The sequence below is a fragment of the Sulfitobacter sp. HI0129 genome (genome assembly GCF_001635395.1).
Lineage (GTDB): Bacteria > Pseudomonadota > Alphaproteobacteria > Rhodobacterales > Rhodobacteraceae > Sulfitobacter.
The window spans coordinates 1-472 of record NZ_LWGH01000903.1; the positions used below are offsets into that span (position 1 = coordinate 1).

Consider the following 472-nt stretch of genomic DNA (forward strand, 5'->3'; position numbering starts at 1 on the left):
GGACAAGTGGCTGCGATCAGGTGTTGCCCTATGACCGCGCGGAGGAGATCGAGCGGCGGCCTTCGGTCTTCATCGACATGGCGGGCAATGGCCGGGTCAAGCAAGCAGTGCACGCAAGGCTGGGCGATGCGTTGAAACATTCCGCCGCCGTGGGCCTCAGCCATTGGGACAAGTTCGAGGCGGGCCAGACGCTCGAAGGGGTGAAGCCGCAGTTCTTCTTCGCTCCGGCGCAGATCGCCAAGCGCCGCGAGGAATGGGGGCCGGGGATAATGGAAAAGCGCGTCAGCCAGGCATGGAAACGACTGGCGGAGAATGCCGCCGACTGGATCGACCTGCGCAGCCATCACGGGCTTTCAGAAGCGGCAGAGGTCTACGATTCGCTTGCGCAGGGGCGCGCAAACCCCCGCGACGGCCATATCATCCGCCTTTGACGGGCAAATGGGCCGCAGCCGTCAGGCCGAACAGCTCGCCC

1 protein-coding gene is annotated in these 472 nt (G+C 64.8%); it reads left to right on the forward strand.

The genetic code is table 11. From position 1 onward, the window contains the following. A partial coding sequence (locus A3764_RS20795; protein WP_150122354.1) for a DUF2855 family protein occupies positions 1-431 on the forward strand: 431 nt, incomplete at its 5' end. Positions 432-472 lie beyond the last annotated feature (41 nt).